Origin of the sequence: Devosia submarina (genome assembly GCF_003056345.1) — a bacterium.
Classification (GTDB): Bacteria; Pseudomonadota; Alphaproteobacteria; order Rhizobiales; family Devosiaceae; genus Devosia; species Devosia submarina.
Map to the genome: position 1 here is coordinate 69070 of NZ_PYWB01000013.1, position 23774 is coordinate 92843.

Consider the following 23774-nt stretch of genomic DNA (forward strand, 5'->3'; position numbering starts at 1 on the left):
CTCAAGTGCTACGTCCCAACACATCTTGGAGGCGCACCGTGGCACTGCCGGGTTTGAGCGGCTTTTGCTGGCTTTCATGGGGCAACCAGCCTGAAAGCCAGATGATTTCCAGCGTGGCCCGCACGCGACCATCCGGATCGCCATCGCGCACTAGGTAGGCATTGGCGGCGGCCGCCAGCAGCGCCGGTCCCGCAAGCTTTCTCGGCCGGTCGACCAGGGGGTTGGATGCGCCCAAGGCCTTGAGTTCGCTCATCAAAGCAAAGGGCGAGGAATAGCGCACCTGGTGGGTTTCCACATCCGCCACGGGCAGGGCCAGCCCCGCCCGTTGCAGCAGCGCGCCCGCGTCGCGCACCTGGATCATGGGGACCACGCGCGCGGAAGAACCGCCATAAACCAGCGCATCGGCGGCCAAAAAGGCCTCGCGCAGCTCGGTCAGCGTTTCTCCGCCCAGTGCCGCGATCATGAGCAGCCCATCCGGCGCCAATTTCTGCCGCAGGCGAAGGAGATAGCCGGGCACATCATTGACCACCTGAAGGTGCAGGAGTGACACGATCAGATTGTAGTTATCCCCCTCGATCGGGGGCATGTCATCTTCCCCACTGAAAGAGTCGATGCGCTCAAAGGCAAACTGTGCGCTTGCGGTTTGACCGGAGAGGGGAAGTTTGGCTGTGTCGGGCCCAATAATGAGCGCCTTGGGGAATTCGCGAATAAGCGTCGCGAGCCGGTCCTCAAGGTCGGCCAGCACCAGATCATGCACGAAGTCGGCCGAGTCCGACCGCCGCGCCAGATGTTGCCGGATCAGGGCGCTGTCGAAAATCCTGGGCGGCTGGCTCATGATGGCCTTGCGGGTGCGGGGGAATTGATCACAATAAAGGCTTATGGAGAGCCCCGACGCGCTTGTCAAAACCGAGCCCTGGCGCAACCGCCTGGCCCGAGGGGCGCAAGCGGCCGGCGGTGCGCTGCTGGACCTGCTCTATCCGCCCGTTTGCCTCGCCTGTGATGCGCCGACGGCCAACCACAATACGCTTTGCCCGCAATGCTTTGCCAAGCTGCGGCCCATCACGGCGCCGCTCTGCCCTGTTATGGGCCTGCCCTTTGAAGTCTCCATCGGCCCTGATGCCGTTTCGGCGGAAGCCCTCGCCGATCCCCCGCCTTTCCGGCGCGCCCGCACGGCGGTGATCTACAACGACATTGCCCGGCTCCTGGTGTCGCGTCTCAAATATGGTGACCGCCCGGAACTCGCCCAATTCTGCGCCCAGCTGATGGCCGGCGCTGGCCATGAACTCTGGCAGGGCGATCCCCTCCTGGTTCCGGTGCCCCTCCATCCCGCGCGTTATCGCCAGCGGCGCTATAATCAATCCGCCGAACTCGCCAGCAGGCTCGGCAAGATTACGGGCCTTCCCGTTGATGCATCCCTTGTCCGGCGCACCCGCAAGACGCGCCAGCAGGTGGGTCTCAGCGGCGATGGCCGGCAGCGCAACGTTCAGGGCGCTTTTGCCGTTCACCCCGAGATTCTCGTCCGCGCAAAGGGAAAACGGATCGTTTTGATCGACGATGTCTATACCACCGGCGCCACCACCAAAGCGGTTACGCGCACCCTCCTACGCGGCGGGATCGAGACCGTGGACGTTGTCAGCTTTGCCCGCGTTGTTTTCGGCGCCGATCTCCCCATATAAGACGCTAATTCCTTTCTCTCCTTGGAGAAAATCCATGCCCAAGATCGAAATCTACACCACCCCGACCTGCCCCTATTGCCACGCCGCCAAGGCGCTGCTCAACGAAAAGGGCGCCGAATATACCGAGATCACCGTGCTTGATCCCACCCTGCGCGCCGCCATGACCGAGCGCGCCCATGGCCGGCGCACCGTGCCGCAGATTTTCATCGGGGAAACCCATGTGGGCGGCTATGACGACATGGCTGCGCTTGATCGCCAGGGCGGTCTCGACCCGCTGCTCCAGGCCTCTTAAACCAAAGCTTCGTGTATATCGTCATTGCCCGGCTCGTCCGGCGATCCATTCTGCTGAGCTATCCTGTGGATCACCCGGACACGCCGGGTGATGACGGTGTTGATACACGGAGCTCAGGGTAGAATAATCCAACCAATCCCCACTAGACCTCATGGTGCCTCTATCGAACCACGAGGTCGTGCCACCAGGAGCACGCATGAAAATTGCAGCCATCCAGATGCGGTCCGGACTTGATCCCGATGCCAATATCGGGGCGCTCGAGCCGCTCCTGGCCGAAGCAGTGGGGCAGGGCGCATCTTATGTGCTGACCCCCGAGGTTACGGTGATCTTCCCCGAAAACCGCGACCAGCTGCGCTCTGTCGCCGCGCCTTTCGAGGATCACCCGCAGCTGCGCCGCATCGGTGAGCTCGCCAAGGCGCACGGCATCCACATCCATATCGGCTCGCTTGCCGTGCCGCTGCCCGACGGGCGCTTTGCCAATCGCTCTGTCCTGTTCGATCCCCATGGGCAGATCATTGCCACCTATGACAAGATTCACCTCTTTGACGCCGACATTGCCGGGCTCAATGCCTATCGCGAAAGCGCGACCTATGCTGGCGGCGAGCAGGCGGTAACCGTGCCCCTGGGCCCGTTCACCCTGGGCATGAGCATCTGCTACGACATGCGCTTTCCCAAGCTCTACAACACGCTCGCCAATGCCGGTGCGAACCTCCTCGCGGTCCCCGCAGCCTTTACCGTGCCGACCGGGCAGGCCCATTGGCATGTGCTGCTGCGCTCACGGGCCATTGAAACCGGCTCCTATGTGATTGCTGCGGCACAAGGCGGGCAGCACTCCAATGGGCGCGCCACCTATGGCCATTCCATCATCATCGACCCTTGGGGCAAGGTTATTGCGGAGCTCGCCCATGACGAGCCGGGCGTCCTTGTTGCCGAGATTTCCGCTGATCTCGTTCGGGATGTGCGCGAACGTGTTCCCGCCTTGCGCAATGCCCGTGATTTTGCGCCACCTCAGGTGTTGCAGGCCTGAGCCTGCGGCCTATATCAGTCCTGTCATTATTTTTGCCGGTTCCCGGGACCATTTTCGTGATCCAGTATTCCCTTCAGTGCTCCAAAGGCCACCGCTACGACGCGTGGTTCAAGAACGCCGACGCCTTTGATGACCAGAAAGCGCGCGGCATCGTTTTCTGCGCCGTTTGTGATGACCGCAGCGTCGACAAGGCGCCCATGGCGCCGGCCGTGGCCCGGACCGATCAGGGCAAGATGTCCTTGAGCCAGGGCCATCCCGAAGCGCAGAAGTTCCGTGAATTGCTGCGCGCCTATCGCCAGAAGGTTATGAGCGAAGCCGATTATGTCGGCGACAAATTCGCCGAGGAAGCACGAAAGATCCATTTCGAGGAAGCCGAGGCGCGCGGCATTTATGGCCAGGCGACCCGCGACGAAGTGGTGGCGCTGGTTGAAGAAGGTATCGATTTCATGCCGCTGCCCGACCTGCCCGAAGAACACAATTAGTTCCGAGCGCCACTTCCGGCGCGTTTCAACGGAGACACGAGCATGACAGAACTTGACGCATCCCTCTCCGGGACCTTCGCCATTGGTGGCGATCTTACTGTCAATCGCCTGGGCTTTGGCGCGATGCGCATCACCGGCAAGGGCATTTGGGGCCCGCCGGAGGATCCCGAAGAAGCAAAGGCCACGCTGCGCCGGCTGCCCGAGCTCAATGTGAATTTCGTCGACACCGCCGAAAGCTATGGCCCCTACATCAGCGAAGAGTTGATTGGGGAGGTGCTCGCGCCCTATTCCAAGGGCACGATCATTGCGACCAAGAGCGGCCTCACCCGGACTGGCCCTGATCAATGGCACCAGCTCGGCCGTCCCGAATTCCTGCGCCAAGGCGCGATCCAGAGCCTGCGCCGCCTCAAGGTCGAGGTGATCGACCTTTGGCAGTTGCACCGCATCGACACCAAGACCCCGCGCGAAGACCAGTTCGGCGCCATCCAGCAACTGCAAAAGGACGGCATCGTCCGCCATGTGGGCCTGAGCGAAGTCAGCGTCGAGGACATCAAGGAAGCCCAGAAATACTTCAAGGTCGCGACAATCCAGAACATGTACAACCTCGTCAGCCGCAAGGCCGAGGATGTGCTGGAATATTGCGAAGCCAACAATATCGGCTTCATCCCGTGGCGCCCGATCGATGGCGGCAATCTCGAATCCACCAGCTCCGAGTTCAAGGCCATCATGGACAAGCACCAGGCCTCCGCCAGCCAGATTGCCCTTGCCTGGATGCTCAAGCGCTCGCCGGTCATGCTGCCAATTCCCGGCACGGGCAAGGTGAAGCACCTCGAGGAAAACGTCGCCACGGCTGCCATCCAGCTCAGCGACGAAGATTTCAAGACGCTGGACGCCATCGGCCGCAAAGCCTGAACGGGCACACCTTCAGCAACAAGAAACACAGCTCCTCGGGCCTGCCCGGGGGGTTTTCTTTTATGCCGATGTCGAGGGATTAGGTCGGTTCGATAGGGAGGGTGGAATCCCCGCTATCGAACCTAACCAGCAGGCAATCTTGGCAGACCACCTGAAGGCTGCAGGCGCTGTAGCATTTAGGAGCAGAGCCGGGCAAGCTCTTTGTCCCTTTGCCTCGGACCTCCAGCACGCAAATGACGGATTGATGGCACCGTGCTAGAAGGAGGCTATGCCTCTGGTTCAGGGCGTTTGAGGTCGAATGCGAATATACACGGACACACCAGCGACGCGATTTCACCAGGAATTCCCCGGCATCACGCTTCGCTTCCACTCGGCCCGCATTCCCCCAGAGCGCGCTTGCGTATCGACCCGGATCATGCGTACGCCCGCCGAAGTGTTCCAGATGTTCAGCGCCTTCCGCGCGACCCGCACCGAAATGTTCGTGCGCTCAGGCGTACTGTGGGCCACTCCGCTGCGCATAGGCGAGGTGGCGGAACGGCTGGCGGAAGTGCCGATGCCGGAGCGCGCGCGGTTCCTGCCCGATCGTTTCCTGCAAAATGGCGTGCCGGACAAGGTCCTTGTTCCCGCCTATAGTCTTGGCGGGCAGGACCTTCTTCTCCTTGATGGCAACCACAGGGCCACCGCGCTGGCCCTCACCGGCAAGCCGTTTGTTTTGAAAGTGCGCGTTCTCGAAGCGCCCGTGGACCGCCGATATCTCTACGACCTGCGGCATTGGGACGGTGGGCCCAAACGCTTTATCCGGCGCTTGAAAAGCGCTGTTGATGCACCTGCTGTTCTTTGAGCCGGTAATCGGTCGACAGGCGCTTAGTCAGAAACGAAAGGAATGGTTTGCTTGGCTGAGTGGCCTCTCAGCCGATCAATCGTCGCTGGCAGGGCGACACCGATCTCGTTATCCCAGAAGCGCCGCAGCCGATGTGCAAATGGCGGCCTTTGCTGTTTGCGGCTTGCGCTTGCCTGTTGGCGTTCCCCCTCCAGATCACTGCCGGTCCGACGAGCGCCGGTAAGGCGATCTTCCTGAATGGCCAGAGCCGGCATCAGCTGCAGGCACGATATGGACGGCACGCTATCGGGGAAGCGCCGGAACAGGGCACGGTCAATCACGATCTGCCGAATTGCCGGACTGTCGCGAAACTTGATCGCCGCTGCCCGGCTCATGACATAAGCGGCGCTGCCCCAGATCCAGCCATGCATGCTGTGCAGCCCGTAGCCCTCGAGGTGCGACACAGGACGAACAGAAAATTGCGCACGGCTGCCAAAGGTTTCGAGCCGAATGACATCGCAGGGCAGGCCCCGTGCGTCTATTGCAGCAAGCAGCGTGCTAAGCCTGCCTGAAAGAACAGCATCGTCTTCGAAAAAGGCGGCAAAGGGCTGGTTTGTCGCCAGAAAGCTGTCGATGGCCGCCAGATGGCTCAGATTGCAACACAGCTCTGTCGGGAGGAGCTTATGATAAAGCCCGTCCGCCAAATATTGAGCGCGATCGCTGTTGCTGAGGTCGGCGGGCCGGATGGCTTCGACCCGCTGAGCCCGGATGCCAAGCCTTGAGAACTGCGCTTCCATGCTCGCCCGCCGGTCGGGCCGGTGGGCGAGATTGATGTAGAAGGCCTGCAAGCTTTAGCTATCCAGCTTGCCCAGGTCGCGCACGGCGCCGCGGGCGGCGGACGTGGCGAAGGCTGCATAGGCGCGCAGGGCCTGTGTCACGTTGCGCTTGCGCGGATGGGCCGGCTTCCAGCCCAGCTGGTCCTGGTCATGGCGGCGCTGCACTAGTTCGTCATCGCTCACCATGAGCTTGATGGAGCGGTTGGGGATATCGATTTCGATGATGTCGCCTTCGCGCACCAGCCCGATCGTGCCGCCCTCGGCCGCTTCAGGGGAAACGTGGCCGATGGAGAGGCCCGATGTGCCACCCGAAAAGCGCCCGTCGGTGAGGAGGGCACAGGCTTTGCCCAGGCCCTTGGATTTCAGATAGCTCGTGGGATAGAGCATTTCCTGCATGCCGGGGCCGCCGCGTGGGCCCTCATAGCGGATCACAAGGACATCGCCTTCGCGGATCTGATTGCTCAGGATCGCCTTGACGGTATCGTCCTGCGATTCGAAAACCCGCGCCGGGCCGGTGAACTTGAGGATAGATTCATCCACGCCCGCCGTCTTCACGATGCAGCCATCGATGGCGATATTGCCCTTGAGCACGGCAAGGCCACCGTCCTTTGAAAACGGGTTTTCCGGCGAGCGGATCGCCCCATTGGTGCGGTCGGTGTCCAGTTCCGCCCAGCGATTGCTCTGCGAAAAGGCCTGCGTCGTCCGAACGCCACCGGGCGCAGCCATGAAGAAATTGCGCACCGCCTCGGAATTAGTGCGCGAGATATCCCACTTATCCAAGGCATCGCCCATCGTGGCAGAATGGATCGTGGGTTCGGAGCGGTTAAAAAGGTTGGCGCGATCGAGTTGGCCAAGAATGGAGAAGATACCGCCGGCGCGATGGACGTCTTCCATGTGGACGTCGTTCTTGGCTGGGGCGACCTTGCAGAGTACCGGGACCTTGCGGGAGAGCTGGTCGATGTCTTCCATGGTGAAGTCGACCCCGCCTTCATGGGCTGCAGCCAGGATATGAAGAACCGTATTGGTGGAGCCGCCCATGGCGATATCGAGGGCCATGGCGTTTTCGAAAGCCGCCTTAGTCGCAATGGAGCGCGGCAGCACGGAAGCATCGTCCTGCTCGTACCAACGACGGGCTAGGTCAACGATGAGGTGCCCAGCCTCCTGGAACAGCCGCTTGCGGTCGGAATGGGTGGCCAGCGTTGAACCATTGCCGGGCAGGGACAGGCCCAGCGCTTCGGTCAGGCAGTTCATGGAATTGGCGGTGAACATGCCCGAGCAAGAGCCGCAGGTTGGGCAGGCGGCTTCTTCGACGGCCTGCACTTCCTCGTCCGAGTAATGATCGTCGGCCGCCATCACCATGGCGTCGACGAGGTCAAGCGCCTGCAGCTTGCCCTTGAGCATGGCCTTGCCGGCTTCCATAGGCCCGCCCGACACAAACACCACGGGGATGTTGATGCGCATGGCAGCGTTCAGCATGCCGGGCGTGATCTTGTCGCAGTTGGAAATGCAGACCATGGCATCCGCGCAGTGGGCGTTGACCATGTATTCCACGGAGTCCGCGATGAGGTCGCGGCTGGGCAGGGAATAGAGCATGCCGTCATGGCCCATGGCGATGCCGTCATCCACCGCAATGGTATTGAATTCCTTGGCAACGCCACCGGCTGCCTCGATCTCGCGCGCCACCAGCTGTCCAAGATCCTTGAGGTGGACATGGCCAGGCACGAATTGGGTGAAGCTGTTGACCACCGCGATGATGGGCTTGCCGAAATCGGAGTTCTTCATGCCCGTCGCGCGCCAAAGGCCACGCGCACCGGCCATGTTGCGGCCGTGGGTTGTGGTGCGGGAACGATAAGCCGGCATGATAGATCCTCGAAAGATTGGCGTGGGCAACGCGTTGCCTGTTTCTTTAGACCCATTCCAGATGGCAATCAATGCAAACCCGTACCGTACGGTACGGTACATGGTGGATCGCAAATCGCACCCGAGCATTGTTTACCCAAATGCTTGAGGAAACTGCATTGGAACAAGATCAATCAACTTATCGGCAGATTGCCATTGGCGATGTGGTGCCCGATGCCGTCACCGTGGGCCTGGAGCGAGGTGCGGATGGCGCAATCAAGGCCGCCGTGTGGTGGGAAGCCAGGGGCGATGTGGATGCCGACGAAGCCGAATACAGCGACGTCCGAGAGGCCCTTGCCGCCGCCGAGGCGGCCCGCACGCTCCATGGCTTCGGCGAGGTCGTCATTGCGCTTCAGGATGGCCTGAGCTGGCAGGGCGAATGGGGCGAACTGCGCAGCCCTCCGCGCAGCCGCGAGCCTGTGGGCGATGTCAGCCAAACGGACCTTTCGGAAGACGAAGTGTTCGAACTTGCCGCAGGCATCGAAGCCGAACGGGACGCCTAGGAGTTTCTCAGCCCTCTGGGTGAGCCTACACGAGCCGTGGGGGCGCGAGTAGAGTTCCCCCGCATTCCCTGCCAATCAGTTGTTAATGCTGGTGATTGCCCAATAGCCGCTTTCACACGCATCGTCGGCGCAAACGACATTCATCCACACCGCGCCATCGGCCAGGCCAACCCCGTCGCTGGTGACGATCAAATCATCAAAATCCTGACTAGCCAGAGCCGCCTGCGTTTCTGCCGTCAGCAGGGCATTGAAATTGTCGATCAGGTCCTGTGCTTCAAGCAGGTCATAGGCCTCGCCATTAGCCTCGACGGGCAGGGGGTATTCGCCAAGGCTTGCCAAGCCGGAGGGATCGTCAAAGAGAAACGCATCCTGCAATTGCCCGAATGCTTCGCCGAATTCTTCGGAAAGACCATGAAGCTCTTCAATCTTTGCGAGGATATCCTCTTCGCTCTGCGCCCAAACGGGCGTTGCGAGAGCGATAGGGGCAAGGGCCACAAGGGCGAGGCTGGAAAGGCGCATGGGAGCTCCGGGAGATTGATCCCCAAGCTATAGCGCAAATCCAGACGCCCGAAAGCCGCCGCTAGGCAGCGGGACGTGCCGCCATAATCATATAGTTTATGCCCATGTCGGCCGATTGGCGCCATTCATCGCCCAGAGGATGGTAGACGACCCCTGTTTCCGCCGTGACCACCAGCCCATTGCGCCGCAGCAAGGCCTTGATCTCCTCGGGGGTCAAAAACTTGTTCCAGTCATGCGTGCCCACCGGCAGCCAGCGCAGGACGCGCTCGGCGGCAAATACCGCCAGCGCTCGCGCCCGCAAGGTGCGGTTGATGGTTGCGGTCAGCATCAGCCCGCCTGGCTTCACCAGATCGGCGCAGCTCTTCATGTAGAGCGGAACATTGTCGACATGCTCCACCACTTCCATGTTGAGCACCATGTCGAAAAGCTGGCCCTGGGTAGCCAGCGCTTCGCTGGTAGTAGCCTGGTAATCGATCTCGAGCCCCGACTGCTCGGCATGGATTTTTGCGATCGCAATATTGCGCTCGGCCGCATCAATCCCGGTGACCTCGGCCCCGAGCCGTGCAAGTGGTTCGCAGAGGAGGCCCCCGCCACACCCCACATCGAGTATACGCAGGCCGGCGAAAGGTCGCATGTCGCTCCCGTCACGCCCGAAATGCTGGAGCAGATGCTCGCGGATATAGCCCAGGCGCACGGGGTTGAACTTGTGCAAGGGCTTGAACTTGCCCTTGGGGTTCCACCATTCCTCGGCCATCGCGGTAAACTTGGCGATCTCGGCGTCGTTGATGGTGGTCTCGGTCATATCAGAACTCCGTTTGGAGGGCATATGAGCCCTCCCATAGCCATGAGGCAAGGCGCAGGCGCGTCGCAGGGCATTGATCGCGCCCCTTGTTTGTCGTATGTCCCCGGCCGAATTGAAAGCGTACCGCCGGGTTCGGCTGGCAGAGGGGTAGGGTCTTGGCCCGCATTATCGTCAAGTTTGGTGGCACATCGGTCGCCAATATCGAGCGGATCCGCCAGGCTGCGCGTCACGTCAAGCGCGAGGTCGAAGCTGGCCATGAAGTTGCTGTCGTGGTGTCGGCCATGTCGGGCAAGACCAATGAACTGGTCGGGTGGGTCAACGAGGCCTCGGCCCTGCATGACGCGCGTGAATACGACGCCGTCGTTGCTTCGGGAGAACAGGTCACGGCAGGCCTGATGGCTATTGTGCTGAGTGAAATGGGCATCCAGTCGCGCTCCTTTGCCGGCTGGCAGGTGCCGATCCGCACCGATGATGCCCATGGCGCTGCCCGCATCACCGAAATCGATCCAACCGAGCTCGACAAGCGCATGAGGGATGGCTGGGTGCCGGTGATCACCGGTTTTCAGGGCATTTCCCCTCATGGACGGGTAACGACTCTGGGCCGGGGTGGTTCGGACACGTCGGCTGTTGCCGTAGCTGCGGCGGTCAAGGCAGATCGGTGCGACATCTATACCGATGTAGACGGCGTTTACACCACAGACCCGCGTATCGTGCCCAAGGCGCAGCGACTGACCAAGATTTCCTTCGAGGAAATGCTGGAGATGGCGTCCCTTGGCGCCAAGGTCTTGATGATCCGCTCGGTTGAGATGGCCATGGCGCACAAGGTGCGCCTGCTGGTCCGCTCGAGTTTTGATGATCCCGACGCGCCACAGATTGCGCCGGATGGAACGCCCGGGGTTCCCGGTACTTTGGTTTGCGATGAGGATGAGATCGTGGAAAAGCAGATCGTTTCGGGCGTGACGCTCGCCAAGGCCGAGGCCAAGATTACCCTCCGCGACGTCAAGGACAATCCCGGCGTGGCCGCAGCAATTTTCGGCACCCTGGCCGACCAGGGCATTGTTGTGGACATGATCGTGCAAAACATTGCCGATGATGGCGCCACCACCGACATCACCTTCACCGTCCCCGACAGCGAATACGACAAAGCCGTCAAAACCCTGCAGAACGCGGGCGAGCGCATCGAATATGGGCGTCTCTCCGGCTCCAAGGGCGGCGCCAAGGTTTCGGTCATTGGTGTGGGCATGCGCTCTCACGCAGGCGTTGCCTCCTCCATGTTCAAGGCCCTCGCCGACAAGGGCATCAACATCCAGTTGATCACCACATCGGAAATAAAGACGTCAGTCCTGATCGATGAACAATATGCCGAGCTTGCGGTTCGCGCTCTGCATACTTATTACGGTTTGGACAAGAAGGACGCTTAAGCCCAGTCGAGGGGACCGGGGCCGCGCGTCGCTAAGGGGGGCGGCTTTGCGGGCCGCCTGGGGGTTATGGTGACGACCATCGGCGGCCCAAGAGTGCTGCTGCGGCAATTGCGCGAGACGATGGCGGAGCCTCTGGCGTCGCAGGAGCGGCTCGACAAGATCGTCAACCTGATTGCCGGCAATATGCGGGCCGATGTCTGCTCCTTTTATGTGCTGCGTGACGATGGCGCGCTCGAGCTCTTTGCGTCCAAGGGTCTTGCCGCCGAATCGGTCCACATGACGACGCTGCGGCTGGGTGAGGGTTTGGTGGGCCTCATCGCCGCTGAAGCCGAGCCGCTGTCGCTCGAAGACGCCACCAGCCATCCCGGCTTTGCCTATCGCCCTGAAACGGGCGAAGAAAAATATAATGCTTTCCTGGGCGTGCCCGTCCTTCGCGCTGGGCAGATGCTGGGCGTTCTGGTGGTGCAGAATGCCGAGCGGCGCCATTATGGCGAAGACGAAACCGAAGCCATGCTGACTACGGCCACAATTCTGGCTGAGATGATCGCGACCTCGGATTTCGACAATCTGATCAAGCCGGGGTCCGATATTGATCTCAGGCGACCTCGCATGTTTACCGGCGTCAGCTTTACCGAAGGGATAGCGCTTGGCACGGTGGTGCTCCATGACCCGCGCGTGGTGGTTACCAATTTCATCGCTGAGGATACCGAGGCCGAAAAGGTCAGGCTCGAGAACGCGCTCGAGAAAATGCGCGTTTCTATTGATGCCATGCTCGACCATGGCGATATGGCGGGCGGCAGCGATCATCGTGAAATCCTTGAAACCTATCGCATGTTCGCTAATGACCGCGGCTGGGTACACAGGCTGACCGAAGCCATCGACAATGGCCTTTCGGCAGAAGCGGCCGTGGAGCGGGTGCAGAACGATACCCGCGCCCGCATGCTGCGCCAGACCGACCCCTACATCCGCGACAGGTTGCATGATCTTGATGATCTCGCCAATCGCCTCCTGCGGGTCCTGACCGGTGACGGCCATGCCCTTTCCCGCAAGGAATTGCCGGACAATGCGATCCTTGTCGCCCGCAACATGGGACCAGCCGAACTTCTGGAATACGACCGCACCAAGCTGCGCGGGGTCGTGCTGGAAGAGGGCGGCGCTACGGCCCATGTTGCTATTGTCGCGCGCTCGCTTGGCATGGTGGCCGTGGGCCAGGCGCAATCCATTGTCTCCATGTGCGAAACGGGCGACGACATTATCCTTGATGGCACGGCGGGCGTTGTTCACCTCCGCCCCACGCCCGATATCGAGCAGGCCTATGTCGACAAGGTCCGGGTCACCGCGCGCCGCCGGGCTCATTATGCCGCGCTCAAAGACAAGCCCAGCATCACCAAGGATGGCGTGCATATCACGCTGCTTCACAATTCGGGGCTCGTGGCAGACCTGCCCATGCTGGACGATACTGGCGCTGCCGGCGTTGGCCTTTTCCGCACCGAGCTGCAGTTCATGATCGCGAGCAAGCTGCCGCGTCTTCAGGAGCAGCAGGAGCTTTATGCGGAGGCCATGGCCATCGCTGGGGAGCGTCCGGTCGTGTTCCGCCTTCTTGATATCGGGGGCGACAAGGTTCTGCCCTATCAGCGCTCCATGACCGAGGAAAACCCCGCCATGGGGTTCCGCTCCATTCGGCTTGGGTTGGAGCGGCCGGGCCTCCTGCGCACCCAGATTCGCGCCTTGCTCCTGGCCGCCAATGGCCGCCCGCTCAAGATCCTCGTGCCCATGGTCACGGAGACCTTTGAGTTCCTCCAGGCGCGCATGGTCGTGCAAAAGGAAGTTGAACGCTTGCGCCGGGCCGGCAAGCCCATCCCTTCGCGGCTGGACCTCGGGGTCATGGTAGAAGTCCCATCCCTCCTGTTCGAGCTTGATCAGCTTCTGCCCGAGGCCGATTTCGTTTCGATCGGCTCCAATGATCTGGTGCAGTTTTTGACCGCATCGGATCGCTCCAATCCGCGCGTGGCGAAAAACTACGACCCGATCGGCATGCCCCGATTGCGCGCCATCCGCCTCATCGTGGATGCGGCTCGCCGTTACAATATTCCCATCACCATGTGTGGCGAACTGGCGGGCAAGCCGCTCGAGGCGCTTGCCCTCATGGCCATCGGCATGACGCGCCTCTCCATGGGACCCGCCTCCATCGGCCCGATCAAAGAGCTGGTGCTCAATGTCGATCTGAAACCCATCCAGCTTGCCATAGGCGCCGCCCTCAGCGATGGCTCCGACGGCGTCAGCATTCGCGAGCTGCTTCAGGAATGGGTGGAGCGGCAGAACCTGCCGGTTTGAGCACGCTGTTCCGCCTCCACGGCGCGGTACCTCCCCCTCGACGGGGGAGGCTAGGAGGGGGTGCTGAAAGCCACGATCTTCATGGGGGCCATGCCTGCCCCCCACCCTTGATCCCTCCCCGCAAGGGGGAGGGTCTCGACTGAAGCATTGAAGGCCAACTCTTGCGATTGAGCGACGTTGTCCCTAAAGCCTGCCCGTCCCGACTCGAAAGACGCAACGCTCATGCCCACTCTGCCCCAAGACAAGCTCGACGCGCTCGAAACCCGTTTCCAATACGTGGAAGCTGCCCTCTCGGGCGGTGCGGGACCGGACGAGTTCGTCAAGTTTTCCAAGGAACATGCAGAGCTTGCCCCGATTGTGGGAGAAATCCGCGCCTATAACAAGGCGCTCAAGGACCGAGCCGAGGCCGAGGCGCTGCTGAAAAGCGGCGACAAGGAAATGGCCGAGATGGCCGAAGCGGAAATCGAAGAGCTCGACGAGAAAATCGAAAAGCTGTTCCAATCGGTTCGCATCCTCCTCCTGCCCAAGGACGAGGCGGACGAGAAGTCCATCATACTTGAAATCCGTGGCGGCACGGGCGGCGATGAAGCGGCGCTTTTTGCTGGCGATCTGTTCCGCATGTATGAGCGCTATGCCGCAAACCATGGCTGGAAAGTCACCGTGATGGAAGAAAGCCCCGGTGAAATGGGGGGCTTCAAGGAAATCATCGCCAATGTTTCGGGCAAGGGCGTCTATGCCCGCATGAAGTTTGAATCGGGCGTGCATCGCGTGCAGCGTGTGCCGGCCACCGAAGGCTCGGGGCGCATCCATACCTCGGCTGCCACCGTCGCCGTGCTTCCCGAAGTGGAAGACATCGATATCGAAATCCGCAACGAGGATATCCGCATCGACACCATGCGCGCCTCGGGGGCTGGCGGGCAACACGTCAACACCACCGACTCGGCGGTGCGCATCACCCACATCCCATCTGGTCTTGTCGTGACCTCCGCCATGAAATCGCAGCACCAGAACCGCGCCCAGGCCATGCTGGTGCTGCGTTCACGACTTTATGAAATGCAGCGCGAGGAGCGTGACAGCGCCCGTTCGGCCGAGCGCAAGGGGCAGGTGGGTTCGGGCGATCGCTCCGAGCGCATCCGCACCTATAATTTTCCCCAAGGCCGTGTCACCGACCATCGCATCAATCTCACGCTCTACAAGCTCGACAAGGTCATCACCGGCGAAGCGCTGGACGAGCTGATCGAGGCGCTGATCACCGAATCGCAGGCCGAGCAGCTTGCCGCCATGGAAACCGCCAACTGAGCCAGACCCTGGGGAGCTTGTGGCGGCAATGGCGGGACGAGCTGACCCGCAGCGGTTCGCCTACGCCAGCGCTCGACGCCAAGCTCCTCACCGGCCATGCACTGGGATTGTCACCGCTGGAGATGGCGATCCGGGAGCAAGAGCCGGTCTCGGACACCGCTTCCGAGAAAGCCGCTGCCCTCATGCACCGCCGCCTTCTGGGCGAATCCGTTGCACGCATCATCGGCGAACGCGAGTTCTATGGTCTGCCCTTCCGCCTCAACGCCGCAACGCTGGAGCCGCGTCCAGAGACGGAATTGCTGGTTGATCTAGCGATCGCAGCCCTTCCACAAGGCGGTCGGTTACTTGACCTGGGGACCGGCACCGGCTGCATCCCCATCGCCATTCTCGCCAATCGCCCGGACGCAAGCGCGGTGGCCATCGATCTAAGCGCCCAGGCGCTTGAAGCCGCAGGGGAGAATGCACAGCGCAACACTGTCGCCGATCGAGTGAGCCTTCTCCAAGGCAGCTGGTTCGAGCCCCTTCGCCTCAACAGCCCTCATGATGCAAACCCCACATTCAACCTCATCGTCTCCAACCCGCCCTATATCACCTCCGCCGTCGTGGAAACGCTTGCTCCGGAGGTGAAAAACTTCGACCCGCGTCTTGCGCTCGATGGTGGTCCCGATGGCCTTGCGCCCTATCGCGTCATTGCCGCCAACGCTGCCCACCACCTCGTTCCTGGCGGCGAAATTCTTCTTGAGATCGGCTATGACCAGGGCGAGGCTGTCCCCACTCTCCTGATGCAGGCGGGGTTTTCGGGCGCTGTCATCCACAAAGATCTTAACGGTCTTGATCGGGTCGTCCAGGCGCACCACCTCTAGAAAACCAGCGCGTCACCAAGCGCTTTGCAATTAATGCTGGCAAAGCCGACGCAAACCAGCTAGTTTGCCCTTGCTGTCAACGGCGCATCATGGGCGCCACGGCGACAATGCCACCCGAAACCTTCCACTAGCTGCCAATGGGCGGCGCGGTTCCAGCCAAGGCTGGAATGACGCAGGACAGGTCCGGAGCGCCGTCAGACGGTTCGGTCTTCATGAAGCCATTTAGAACCCACGAACGAAGATGTGTGTCTTCGCCGGGAGTGGCCCGACCAGGCAGGTGCCGGTCCGCCAGCAGTGTGACGCTTATTTTTCTAGAGTTAGATAAAGCGACCAGATGAGACCCAATAACCAGAACAACAAGAACCGCCAGCGGGGCCGGAACGGTGGCCGCAAGCACGTCAATCCGCTATCGCGCAATTTCGAAAGCAATGGCCCGGATGTGAAGGTGCGCGGCAACGCCGCCCATGTTGCGGAAAAATATTTGCAGCTGGCGCGCGATGCCCAGTCGAGCGGCGATTCGGTGATGGCGGAGAATTATCTCCAGCATGCCGAACATTATTTCCGCATCGTCTCGAGCGCCCAGCAGGCGCAGGCCGGCATCCGGCCCGAGGGCCAGCAGGACGATGATTTCGACGATGATATGCCCGAGATGAACTCGCGCTTCTCCTCGCCCCAGCCCCAGCCACAGCAGCAATATGTTGCGCCTGAAGGCGAAGAGCAGGGCGAAGGCGACGGGCAGCAGGGCCGTCAGCAAGGCGAAGGTCGTCCGCAGCGCGATGGCGAAAATGGCGAGCGCCAGCCGCGTGAACGGGGCGAACGCCGCCCCCGCCGCGAGCGGTTCCGCCCCGAAGGCGAAGTTCAGCAAGCGCGCCCCTTTGTTCCCGATCAGCCGGCACAGCCCGCCCCTGCTGCCGAGGCGGCCCCGGCTAATGCTCCTGCAGCTGCTGAAGCTCCCGCGGCCGAACCTGCCGCGCAACCCGCGCCAGAACAGCCGGTGGAAGCTGCCGCTGAAGGCGAAGCCCGCAAGCCCCGCGAACGCCGCCCTCGCCGCCGCCGTCCGGCCGCTGGTGAGGCCGGTGCTGAAGGCGCCGAAAGCGAAGGCGATGTCGGCGGCTTGCCGGCTTTCCTCACCGCCGGCACTTCAAACGCCGCCGAATAAATGAAAATGCCGGGCCAGCGCCCGGCATTTTTGTTTGGGGTAGCTGCCTGCATATCGCGCTCCCAAAGGCCTCATGGTGAGCTTGTCGAACCACAAGAGCCTGCCCCGGGCCTGGCCCGTAGCCAAGCGAGTGGAGGCCCTATGTGCCACGCCCCTATGGTTCGACAAGCTCACCATGAGGTCTACTGAGCGAACCCAACCTGCCACCCACTCACCCATCGTCACCCTCGGGCTTGACCCGAAGGCCCTACACTTAACGATCGCTCCGCAAGTGCAGTCTCCTCGGGCGAGGCCCGAGGATGACGACCGGGGAAGTGCCACCATCCCACTTCACCCACAATGTCACGCCGGGCTCGACACGGGGCCCATCTCGAGATCCCACCCGGCCGCAAGGTGGTTCAAACGATCCACTCGCGTCACACCATCTCAGGATGGATCCCGGGTCGAGCCCGGGATGACATTAGGTTTGTGGCTACTCCACTGAACTAAGTTTCTCCCCCTTCTCCCCCCACCATCCGCCCTGCGCTAATCTCCCCTCACTGCCTTCACTAACCAGCGGGTCGCGCGAACCGGCTTGTGAAGGGGCAGATGGGGCGGGGATGTCGCGATCCCCGTAGGACGGCGGAAGTGATCGTGGGGGCTATTGACGCCCTTCGTCCAGAGTCTCGCCGGGATCAGCCTAAAATCCCATCTGATGTGGCGAGGCTTTGTCTCACTACACTATCTACCTCCGAGGCAGGGCCTCGCCACATCAACGCTGTCATCACCGCACAAGGGGCGGCGCTTTGGCACGGCTAATCTCCAAAACAAATCCGCGCAATTTCCCTTTCCCCCAACCATTGTCGCGCCCGCAACCCTCCCCATATATCTTTTCAAGATGAGGTCGCGCCGCCTGGCGGGCGTTCCATCAAACGACGCTTCCGCCGCCTGGCCGGTGCCTCCAAGGGCCGCCATGCGGGCGAGACAAGGAGAGTTGCATGAATATCGAAAAGTATACCGAGCGGGCGCGCGGCTTTATCCAAAGCGCGCAGACCACGGCCCTAGGCAAGGGGCACCAGCAGTTCGCGCCCATCCACCTGCTCAAGGTCCTGCTGGACGATGACCAGGGCATGGCCAATGGGCTGATCAGCCACGCCGGTGGCGATCCCAAGGGCGCCCGCGCTGCCGTTGAGGCGGCCCTGGCCAAGATTCCATCTGTTTCGGGCGATGGCTCGCAGCTTTACCTTAGCCGCGAATTGGCCCGCGTCTTCGACACGGCCGAGAGCGCAGCGCAAAAGGCCGGCGATTCGTTCGTCACGGTTGAGCGCCTTCTGCTTGCCCTGGTGGTCGAAAAGGACAACGACGCCGGCAAGATCCTTCATTCTGCCGGCGTGACGCCACAGGGTCTGAACACAGCGATCGAAGCCATCCGCAAGGGGCGTACGGCCGACTCCGCTTCGGCCGAAAACAGCTATGATGCGCTCAAGAAATATGCCCGTGACCTCACGGCAGATGTGCGCGAAGGCAAGCTCGACCCGGTGATCGGCCGAGACGAGGAAATCCGGCGCACCATTCAGGTCCTGTCCCGCCGCACCAAGAACAACCCAGTTCTGATCGGTGAGCCCGGCGTGGGCAAGACCGCGATTGCCGAAGGCCTGGCCATCCGTATCGTCAATGGCGATGTGCCTGAATCGCTCAAGAACAAGTCGCTCCTGTCGCTCGACATGGGCGCGCTGATCGCTGGCGCGAAATATCGCGGCGAGTTCGAGGAGCGCCTCAAGGCAGTCCTGAGCGAAGTCACCTCCGCCGAAGGGCAGATCATCCTCTTCATCGACGAAATGCATACGCTGGTTGGCGCGGGCAAGTCGGATGGTGCGATGGATGCATCGAACCTGCTTAAGCCTGCTCTGGCCCGTGGCGAACTGCACTGCGTTGGCGCAACGACGCTGGATGAATATCGCAAGCATGTGGAAAAGGATCCCGCGCTTGCCCGTCGTTTCCAGCCTGTGTTCGTTGACGAGCCGACCGTGGAAGATACGATCTCCATCCTGCGCGGGCTTAAGGAAAAGTACGAGCTCCATCACGGCATCCGCATTTCGGACTCGGCCCTGGTGAGCGCGGCGACCTTGTCCAACCGCTACATCACTGACCGCTTCCTGCCTGACAAGGCTATCGACCTGATGGACGAGGCAGCCGCGCGCCTGCGCATGGCCGTCGACAGCAAGCCCGAGGCCCTGGACGAGCTCGATCGGCGCATTATGCAGCTCAAGATCGAGCGGGAAGCCCTGCGCAAGGAAGAGGACGAAGGCTCGCGCATCCGGCTCGAACGGCTTGAAAGCGAGTTGGCTGGGCTTGAAGAGCAGGCCCAGGGCATGTCGGCCAAATGGCTGGCTGAAAAGGAACGCCTCCAGGGTTCGCAAAAGCTCAAGGAAGAGCTCGATGCCGCCCGTAGCCAGCTCGAGATCGCGCAGCGTCAGGGTGATCTGGCCAAGGCGGGCGAGCTTGCCTATGGCGTCATCCCCGAGCTGCAAAAGCGCATCAAGGCCGCCGATGATGCCAAGGGCGACGGCACGACCGAAGCCCTGATGGCGGCGGAAGTGGTGACCTCGAGCGACATCGCCCAAGTGGTGTCCCGCTGGACCGGCATTCCGGTCGACCGGATGCTGGAAGGCGAACGCGAAAAGCTGCTTCACATGGAAAGCTCGCTTGGTGCGCGCGTGATCGGGCAGGGCGAAGCCGTTGCGGCCGTGGCCAAGGCAGTCCGCCGCTCCCGCGCGGGCCTGCAGGACCCGAACCGGCCGATCGGCTCGTTCATGTTCCTGGGACCAACGGGCGTCGGCAAGACCGAGCTCACCAAGTCGCTTGCCCAGTTCCTGTTCGATGACGAGACCGCCATGGTGCGGCTCGACATGAGCGAGTTCATGGAAAAGCACTCCGTGGCCCGCCTGATCGGTGCCCCTCCGGGCTATGTCGGCTATGACGAGGGTGGCGTGCTCACCGAAGCCGTGCGGCGCCGCCCATATCAGGTCGTCCTGTTCGACGAGATCGAAAAGGCGCATCCGGACGTGTTCAACGTCCTGTTGCAAGTGCTCGACGATGGCCGCTTGACGGACGGGCAGGGGCGTACGGTTGATTTCCGCAACACGGTGATCATCATGACCTCCAATATTGGCTCGGCGCATATTCAGGAATTGAAGGACGGCGATCCGATCGAGCTGGCGCGCGGCAAGGTTATGGACGAGGTGAAGGTTCACTTCCGCCCCGAGTTCCTGAACCGCATCGATGAGATCCTGCTGTTCCACCGGCTTGGCCGTGAACACATGGGGCCGATCGTCGATATCCAGTTCGGTCGGCTACAGAGCCTGCTCAAGGACCGCGACATCACCCTGGAACTCACCCCACGTGCCCGCGATTGGCTGGGTCACGAGGGTTATGATCCCGCCTATGGCGCCCGCCCGCTCAAGCGCGTCATCCAGCGCTCCGTGCAGGATGGCCTTGCCGAGGAGATCCTGGGTGGTCGCGTCACCGATGGCTCCAGCGTGGTGGTCGATGCCAATGAAGACGGCATTATCCTTCTGCCGGGCGAAGCCCTACCGGCTGACGCAGCTGCTTAAAAAGAAGAAGGCGCGGAGCGATCCGCGCCTTTATCTCCATGGTGGGTCCAGCCTATCAAAGCCCCCAACCCGATCTCCAATTTCCCAGAGACCTCATCCTGAGCCAGTCAAAGGGCGAGGCCAGTCGAGTGGAGGCTGGCGACCCACCTTCGTGGTTTGACAAGCTCACCATGAGGTCTATGGGACCTGTTGCACAACAAGCCTACTTCCTGTATCTTGGAACAAAGCGCGAACGGGAGGGCGTGATGGACAGGATCGACTACATAGAATTCCCAAGCAACAATCGCCCTTTGACCAGCGCCTTCTTCCAGGCCGCCTTTGGCTGGGGTGTCGTAAGCTATGGTCCCGATTATGACGGGATCAGCAATGCCGGCATCGACGGTGGTGTCGATCAGGCGCCCGAAAAAGTCGCGGCACCCCTTGCCATCGTCCGGACTGATGATCTGGATGCAGCCGAGCGCAGGGTGGTAAAGGCAGGGGGTGTCATCACCCGGGCCCAGTTCGACTTCCCTGGTGGTCGGCGGTTCCATTTCCGCGAGCCAGGCGGAAACGAGATGGCCGTTTGGATCGCGACCCACGAGTAGCGCCAGCGGGCGCTACTGCGCCTGGTTCTGCGCCACGGTTACGGGCGCTGGCTCGCGCTGCATGAGGTCGTTGATCTGCGCCATGGTCTGGGCAAACTCGGCTTCATATTGCTGGGGCAGCACGTTGTCCTTGGGCAGCTTGACGCTGAGCGGATCCACCAGATTACCGTTGATCTTGATCTCGAAATGCAGATGCGGCCCGGTGGATTGCCCGGTTGACCCGACATAGCCGATCACCTGCCCTTGGCGAACCTTGCTGCCAACCTTGAGACCATCCACAAAGCGTGAGAGGTGCCCGTACCCGGTTTCGTAGCCGTTCACATGGCTGACTTCGATCTTGTTCCCGTAGCCGGAGGCCCATTTATAATATTGGATCACCCCGTCGCCTGCCGCATAGATCGGCGTGCCTGTGCGGGCTGCCAGGTCAACGCCCGTGTGGAGCCTGCGGGATTTGAAGATGGGGTGGATGCGGTAGCCGAAGCGGGAGCGCAGCGTGCCTCCGCCTTCCAGCGGCCTGCGGTTGAGGAAGCGCTTTCCCGTTTCGCCATTGGGATCATAGAAGTCGATCACGCCATCATCGGTCATGAAGCGATAAAGCTGACGCTTGGTGGAGCCCAGTGTCAGTCCCACATAAAGCAGCTCGCTCCGTCCCTCGGCATCGGGCGGTGTTTCAAGGATCTCGATGGAATCGCCTGCGGCGATCTTCTTGGTCATATCCACGTCATAGGCGAACATGCCTATGATGCGCTCGATGGTGGCGTCATCCAGATCATGCTTGCGGCCCGTTTCCCAGATCGAGCGGTAAACACTGGGAAGGTTGGCGACGTTGATTTCTTCGGTGTCTTCCTCGGGGAAGACAATATCGGGCGGCGCAAGGCCCAGCACATATTGCCCCTTGTCCGTCAGTGCCACCGTGGCTCGATGCACATCGGTATTGGCGCTGGCGTCATGGGTATAGATGCTCATGCGGTAGGGAATAAGGGAATTGGACGTGCGTGAGGGGCCAAACAGGATGCGCAGGCGGGTGCCCGCAGGAAGTTGGGTCGATGGAAACACATTCTGCAAGGTCGTTTCGATCGCCACGACCATGGCTTCGGTGAAACCATTACGACGCAGCACGTCATCAAGGCTGCTGCGCTCCCTGACCGTCAGGATGCGCTCGGCCCGGCCAAGCTGCGCATCGGCTGCAACCGTGGTCTTGGGCACGACCGTGACGTTTTCGGCAATGCCGGCCAGAACATTGGGCTCGCTGGTCTGGCCAAGATCCCGAATGCTCGGACCAAGCGCCGCATAAGCCAGCGTGGGGCCCGCCGCGTCGTCATAGAAAGTCGCTTCGATAGCGCTGCGCACATATTCGGCGGCCGACTGGTCCGAGATCGATTTGGCCGGAACAAAGCTGGCGGGCATGGCCGCTGACTTCACGGCAACTTCGCCTTCCACCTCGGCGCCATACACGTCGGTATTGACCTCAGCCGCAGCAGCATCAGCCTCGATCGGCTGCGTGGCATTCAGAATTGCGACCGGATCATAGTCGGGCACGCCCTCCGAAAGAGACGTTGCCGCCGTGGCTAGGGTTGCCCGTATGCGCATGAATGGCTGATTGCGGATCATGTCCCGCCCATCAACGGTCTCGCGAATAGAAGCTTCGATGATCTCGCTATCCGAACGGGTAGCTGCCACTGGCCGCATGCGCGAGGATTTGGCCGACATATCGGTCGGCGCAATTGGCTCCTGCTCCGAGCGCGCAAGCTGAAGGGCTTCGTAAGCTGTCGAGAACGTATCTTGCCCTTCAAAAGAAACATAAAGGGCCGCACCCATAAGAAGGACGCTGGTCAGCCCGGTCATTACGGTTCCGCTCAGCCAGGCAAAGCTCAGCTCGCGTCCATGGGGGATGTCGCCGTCAGTGGATTGCGCTGTCAGTGCCGCACAATCTTCAAAGCCCGTCGCCTTGAGCAGAGCGGCATGACGATTTCTTTGCGTTGGGTTCAACGCCCCATCCCTTGGCTATTCACAAATAGGCCCTTGTCCAAGCATGCGCTACGTAGCGCGTGGGCGCCTTCGCGCGGAGCCTATATCAATCGTTCTGCCGTATCTAAGGAAAATACGGCAAAACTGCGTAGGTCGGCGCACCGGGACGCAAGCCGTCCGTGCGGACCAGCAAAGATGGAAAAACGGCGTTTTCCTCGGAAGGGCCCGGAACCTTTAGGAAGGCAGTCGAGTTATCCACAATCGCGGGGCCCAAAATAGTGCTATTGCGTGTTTTGCGGAGGACGGGCTTTACACCCCGAACGGGTGCCCCTATATAGGCGTCACCGCTGCAGAGCGCGGCGCTGAGAGGCGCTGGGGGCTGCGGCAAATCACTGAGGTTGTTGAAAAACTTCTGAGGTGGTTTTCGGGTTTTGGATCTTTGCCTTGTTTTGGTTGGATCCTGGAGCTTGAAAAAGGGTATTGACAGTCGGTTCTGACTTTCCTATATCCGCCAAACGCTGACGACGCGAGCTTATGTGGCTCCCACTGATTGGCGTTTTTTCTTGACAGGGCAGGGTGGCTGCCGGGCAACCGGAGGCGATCCTTTGTTCCTTGAAGGATTTATGAGGGGCTTTGGTTCTCTCGTGACGTAGCTTTATGCTGGGTCAGCTCATTGACATTGTGAAGACAGAAGAAAGAGAAACGTGGACGGCGAGGTTCTTGCGAACGGAAGCTGGACGTTAAGTCTGGTGGAAGTTGAAAGACTTTCGATGGGTGCACGTTTT

General features: G+C 61.2%; 20 protein-coding genes. 14 read left to right on the forward strand and 6 right to left on the reverse strand.

The window, feature by feature from the left end; translation table 11 throughout:
* Nucleotide 1 precedes the first annotated feature (1 nt).
* Nucleotides 2-835, reverse strand: a complete 834-nt coding sequence (locus DDE77_RS17455) for an SAM-dependent methyltransferase (protein ID WP_108398756.1) — start codon at nt 833-835, stop codon at nt 2-4.
* 43 nt (nt 836-878) lie between these two features.
* Here DDE77_RS17455 and DDE77_RS17460 point away from each other — a divergent pair, with 43 nt between their 5' ends.
* The 6 genes from DDE77_RS17460 to DDE77_RS17485 all read left to right on the forward strand — a co-directional run bounded on the left by DDE77_RS17460 (nt 879) and on the right by DDE77_RS17485 (nt 5230).
* Nucleotides 879-1676, forward strand: a complete 798-nt coding sequence (locus tag DDE77_RS17460; protein ID WP_245895374.1) for a ComF family protein — start codon at nt 879-881, stop codon at nt 1674-1676.
* 34 nt (nt 1677-1710) lie between these two features.
* Nucleotides 1711-1968, forward strand: coding sequence for a glutaredoxin 3 (gene grxC / locus DDE77_RS17465; protein WP_108398757.1), 258 nt, complete (start codon nt 1711-1713; stop codon nt 1966-1968).
* A gap of 196 nt (nt 1969-2164) precedes the next feature.
* Nucleotides 2165-2995, forward strand: coding sequence for a carbon-nitrogen hydrolase family protein (locus DDE77_RS17470; RefSeq protein ID WP_245895375.1), 831 nt, complete (start codon nt 2165-2167; stop codon nt 2993-2995).
* A gap of 56 nt (nt 2996-3051) precedes the next feature.
* Entirely contained in the window at nt 3052-3477 is a 426-nt protein-coding gene (locus tag DDE77_RS17475; protein WP_108398781.1) for a DUF1178 family protein, read from the forward strand.
* A 42-nt stretch (nt 3478-3519) separates the two neighbouring features.
* Nucleotides 3520-4389, forward strand: coding sequence for an aldo/keto reductase (locus DDE77_RS17480; protein WP_108398758.1), 870 nt, complete (start codon nt 3520-3522; stop codon nt 4387-4389).
* 298 nt (nt 4390-4687) lie between these two features.
* Complete coding sequence (locus DDE77_RS17485; RefSeq protein ID WP_157959922.1) at nt 4688-5230, forward strand: hypothetical protein; 543 nt, start codon at nt 4688-4690, stop codon at nt 5228-5230.
* 23 nt (nt 5231-5253) lie between these two features.
* Here the strand turns inward: DDE77_RS17485 and DDE77_RS17490 are convergent, their stop codons facing one another.
* A complete protein-coding gene (locus DDE77_RS17490) occupies nt 5254-6057 on the reverse strand; it encodes a glycosyltransferase family 25 protein (protein WP_108398760.1) in 804 nt (267 codons plus the stop codon).
* 3 nt (nt 6058-6060) lie between these two features.
* The gene (gene ilvD / locus DDE77_RS17495; protein ID WP_108398761.1) at nt 6061-7905 is read right to left on the reverse strand and encodes a dihydroxy-acid dehydratase; all 1845 of its coding nucleotides are present in this window, start codon (nt 7903-7905) and stop codon (nt 6061-6063) included.
* Between the two features lie 158 nt (nt 7906-8063).
* Between ilvD and DDE77_RS17500 the strand changes: the two genes are divergently transcribed.
* Entirely contained in the window at nt 8064-8447 is a 384-nt protein-coding gene (locus tag DDE77_RS17500; RefSeq protein WP_157959923.1) for a hypothetical protein, read from the forward strand.
* Between the two features lie 75 nt (nt 8448-8522).
* On the opposite strand, the gene DDE77_RS17505 is transcribed toward DDE77_RS17500, so the two are convergent.
* Together DDE77_RS17505 and ubiG are read right to left on the reverse strand one after the other, a co-directional pair.
* Nucleotides 8523-8966 carry a hypothetical protein gene (locus tag DDE77_RS17505; RefSeq protein WP_108398763.1) on the reverse strand — a complete coding sequence of 148 codons (444 nt, stop codon included), beginning with the start codon at nt 8964-8966 and terminating at the stop codon, nt 8523-8525.
* 61 nt (nt 8967-9027) lie between these two features.
* Nucleotides 9028-9768 carry a bifunctional 2-polyprenyl-6-hydroxyphenol methylase/3-demethylubiquinol 3-O-methyltransferase UbiG gene (gene ubiG / locus DDE77_RS17510; protein ID WP_108398764.1) on the reverse strand — a complete coding sequence of 247 codons (741 nt, stop codon included), beginning with the start codon at nt 9766-9768 and terminating at the stop codon, nt 9028-9030.
* A gap of 155 nt (nt 9769-9923) precedes the next feature.
* Here ubiG and DDE77_RS17515 point away from each other — a divergent pair, with 155 nt between their 5' ends.
* From DDE77_RS17515 to DDE77_RS17545, 7 genes are all read left to right on the forward strand, one after another.
* Nucleotides 9924-11189 carry an aspartate kinase gene (locus DDE77_RS17515; protein WP_108398765.1) on the forward strand — a complete coding sequence of 422 codons (1266 nt, stop codon included), beginning with the start codon at nt 9924-9926 and terminating at the stop codon, nt 11187-11189.
* Between the two features lie 66 nt (nt 11190-11255).
* Nucleotides 11256-13523: a phosphoenolpyruvate--protein phosphotransferase gene (gene ptsP / locus DDE77_RS17520; protein ID WP_108398766.1), complete on the forward strand. Its 2268-nt coding sequence runs from the start codon at nt 11256-11258 to the stop codon at nt 13521-13523.
* Nucleotides 13524-13745: 222 nt separating this feature from the next.
* Nucleotides 13746-14822 (forward strand): peptide chain release factor 1, encoded by a 1077-nt coding sequence (gene prfA / locus DDE77_RS17525; protein ID WP_108398767.1) that lies wholly within the window; start codon nt 13746-13748, stop codon nt 14820-14822.
* A 17-nt stretch (nt 14823-14839) separates the two neighbouring features.
* On the forward strand, nt 14840-15685 hold the full coding sequence (gene prmC, locus DDE77_RS17530; RefSeq protein ID WP_210204426.1) for a peptide chain release factor N(5)-glutamine methyltransferase: 846 nt from the start codon (nt 14840-14842) through the stop codon (nt 15683-15685).
* 334 nt (nt 15686-16019) lie between these two features.
* Nucleotides 16020-16844, forward strand: a complete 825-nt coding sequence (locus DDE77_RS17535; protein WP_108398769.1) for a DUF4167 domain-containing protein — start codon at nt 16020-16022, stop codon at nt 16842-16844.
* Nucleotides 16845-17821: 977 nt separating this feature from the next.
* Nucleotides 17822-20437 carry an ATP-dependent chaperone ClpB gene (gene clpB, locus DDE77_RS17540; RefSeq protein WP_108398770.1) on the forward strand — a complete coding sequence of 872 codons (2616 nt, stop codon included), beginning with the start codon at nt 17822-17824 and terminating at the stop codon, nt 20435-20437.
* A gap of 245 nt (nt 20438-20682) precedes the next feature.
* A complete protein-coding gene (locus tag DDE77_RS17545; protein WP_108398782.1) occupies nt 20683-21021 on the forward strand; it encodes a VOC family protein in 339 nt (112 codons plus the stop codon).
* Nucleotides 21022-21033: 12 nt separating this feature from the next.
* Here the strand turns inward: DDE77_RS17545 and DDE77_RS17550 are convergent, their stop codons facing one another.
* Entirely contained in the window at nt 21034-23010 is a 1977-nt protein-coding gene (locus DDE77_RS17550) for a M23 family metallopeptidase (protein WP_108398771.1), read from the reverse strand.
* Nucleotides 23011-23774: the final 764 nt, after the last annotated feature.

What these genes read in the sequence shown, in the direction of transcription:
- DDE77_RS17455 (WP_108398756.1), bottom strand. Translation starts at nt 835, where the DNA reads ATGAGCCAGCCGCCCAGGATTTTCGACAGCGCCCTGATCCGGCAACAT.
- DDE77_RS17460 (WP_245895374.1), top strand. Translation starts at nt 879, where the DNA reads ATGGAGAGCCCCGACGCGCTTGTCAAAACCGAGCCCTGGCGCAACCGC.
- grxC (WP_108398757.1), top strand. Translation starts at nt 1,711, where the DNA reads ATGCCCAAGATCGAAATCTACACCACCCCGACCTGCCCCTATTGCCAC.
- DDE77_RS17470 (WP_245895375.1), top strand. Translation starts at nt 2,165, where the DNA reads ATGAAAATTGCAGCCATCCAGATGCGGTCCGGACTTGATCCCGATGCC.
- DDE77_RS17480 (WP_108398758.1), top strand. Translation starts at nt 3,520, where the DNA reads ATGACAGAACTTGACGCATCCCTCTCCGGGACCTTCGCCATTGGTGGC.
- DDE77_RS17485 (WP_157959922.1), top strand. Translation starts at nt 4,688, where the DNA reads ATGCGAATATACACGGACACACCAGCGACGCGATTTCACCAGGAATTC.
- ilvD (WP_108398761.1), bottom strand. Translation starts at nt 7,905, where the DNA reads ATGCCGGCTTATCGTTCCCGCACCACAACCCACGGCCGCAACATGGCC.
- DDE77_RS17505 (WP_108398763.1), bottom strand. Translation starts at nt 8,966, where the DNA reads ATGCGCCTTTCCAGCCTCGCCCTTGTGGCCCTTGCCCCTATCGCTCTC.
- ubiG (WP_108398764.1), bottom strand. Translation starts at nt 9,768, where the DNA reads ATGACCGAGACCACCATCAACGACGCCGAGATCGCCAAGTTTACCGCG.
- ptsP (WP_108398766.1), top strand. Translation starts at nt 11,256, where the DNA reads ATGGTGACGACCATCGGCGGCCCAAGAGTGCTGCTGCGGCAATTGCGC.
- prfA (WP_108398767.1), top strand. Translation starts at nt 13,746, where the DNA reads ATGCCCACTCTGCCCCAAGACAAGCTCGACGCGCTCGAAACCCGTTTC.
- DDE77_RS17535 (WP_108398769.1), top strand. Translation starts at nt 16,020, where the DNA reads ATGAGACCCAATAACCAGAACAACAAGAACCGCCAGCGGGGCCGGAAC.
- clpB (WP_108398770.1), top strand. Translation starts at nt 17,822, where the DNA reads ATGAATATCGAAAAGTATACCGAGCGGGCGCGCGGCTTTATCCAAAGC.
- DDE77_RS17545 (WP_108398782.1), top strand. Translation starts at nt 20,683, where the DNA reads ATGGACAGGATCGACTACATAGAATTCCCAAGCAACAATCGCCCTTTG.